This window comes from Specibacter sp. NPDC078692 (assembly GCF_040686835.1).
Lineage (GTDB): Bacteria > Actinomycetota > Actinomycetes > Actinomycetales > Micrococcaceae > Specibacter.
Window position 1 is genome coordinate 1 of record NZ_JBFBLV010000073.1, and the last position, 1,303, is coordinate 1,303.

Here is a 1,303-nt window from a genome sequence, read left to right on the forward strand (position 1 = left end):
TGAACCGCCCCGGGTTTAATGGAGGGTGTTGAATCCTTGAAAGGATGAGCACCATGGCACCACCGAAGAAATATCCAGATGAGCTTCGCCAGCGAGCAGTCCGCCTGGTGATGGACGCCCAGAAGAACCCGGCTGACCGGCGGGGAGCTTGCACCCGTATCGGCGCGCAGTTGGGTATCCCGGCGGACACGATCCGTGGCTGGGTCAAGATCGAAGAGATCGATCAGGGCGTGAGGCCTGGCACGACCACTGATGACGCGACCCGGCTGGCCGAGCTGGAGCGAGAGGTTACCGAGCTGCGGAGGGCGAACGCGATCTTGAAATCAGCGTCGGCTTTCTTCGCGGCGGAGCTCGACCGCCCCTCACGACGATGATCACTTTCATCGACCAGCACAAGGATGAATACGGGGTCGAGCCGATCTGCAGGCAGCTGCCGATCGCCCCCTCCACCTACTACGCTGCCAAGGCCCGCCCTGACTCCAAACGTACTGTCAGTGATGCAGTGACGACAGAAAAAATCAAACAGGTGCACAAGGAAAACTACGGTGTTTACGGGGCCAGGAAAGTCTATGCCGCCCTGAACCGTGCCGGCCACAAGGTCGCGCGGTGCACGGTGGAGAGGCTCATGCGCCGGTCCGGGCTGCACGGTGTGAGGCGGGCCAAGGGGCCTCGTACGACAGTGTCAGGACCCTTCTCTGAGCGGCCGGCGGATCTGGTCCGGCGGCAGTTCACAGCCCCGGCACCAAACTGTCTCTGGGTGGCAGATATAACGTACATCAAGACGTTTTCTGGCTGGGTCTATGCGGCCTTCGTGCTGGATGTTTTCTCCCGCCGCGTGGTCGGGTGGCAGCTCTCCACCACCATGCACACAGCCCTAGCGCTGGACGCGTTGGAAATGGGATTATGGACTCGCCGGCATGATCGAAAAGATGTATCACAACTTATTCACCACTCGGACAGAGGCGTGCAGTATCGTGCGATCCGCTACGCCGAGCGCCTTGCCGAGTCAGAAGCCGTCTCTTCCGTAGGGGCCAAGGGTGATAGTTACGACAACGCCATGGCCGAGGCCCTCAACTCCCTCTTCAAGGCCGAGCTGGTCCGCAACAAGGGCCCCTGGACCGGCATCAATGACCTTGAAATAGCCGTCGCTGAATACATCGATTGGTACAACCACCGGCGCCTCCACGGCGAAATCGGATACATCCCACCCGTGGAAGCAGAAACCAATTACTACTCAAACCTGCCCGCCATCAAAACGATGGAACGGGTCTAATAAACCCTCCACCAAACCCGGGGCTTGACA

The 1,303-nt window shown here is 59.9% G+C and carries 1 protein-coding gene and 1 other annotated feature; the gene reads left to right on the plus strand.

Going from position 1 to position 1,303, the window contains the following annotated elements; all coding sequences use genetic code 11:
- The first annotated feature begins 53 nt into the window (after positions 1–53).
- Positions 54–1,273 (plus strand): IS3 family transposase gene (locus AB0O97_RS20240; RefSeq protein WP_256939954.1). Its coding sequence is split into 2 segments (ribosomal slippage): positions 54–333 and positions 333–1,273, totalling 1,221 coding nucleotides; the frame shifts between segments, so codons are not numbered across the junction.
- Positions 332–445 (plus strand) — a sequence feature (AL1L pseudoknot). It overlaps the preceding gene by 114 nt.
- Positions 1,274–1,303: the final 30 nt, after the last annotated feature.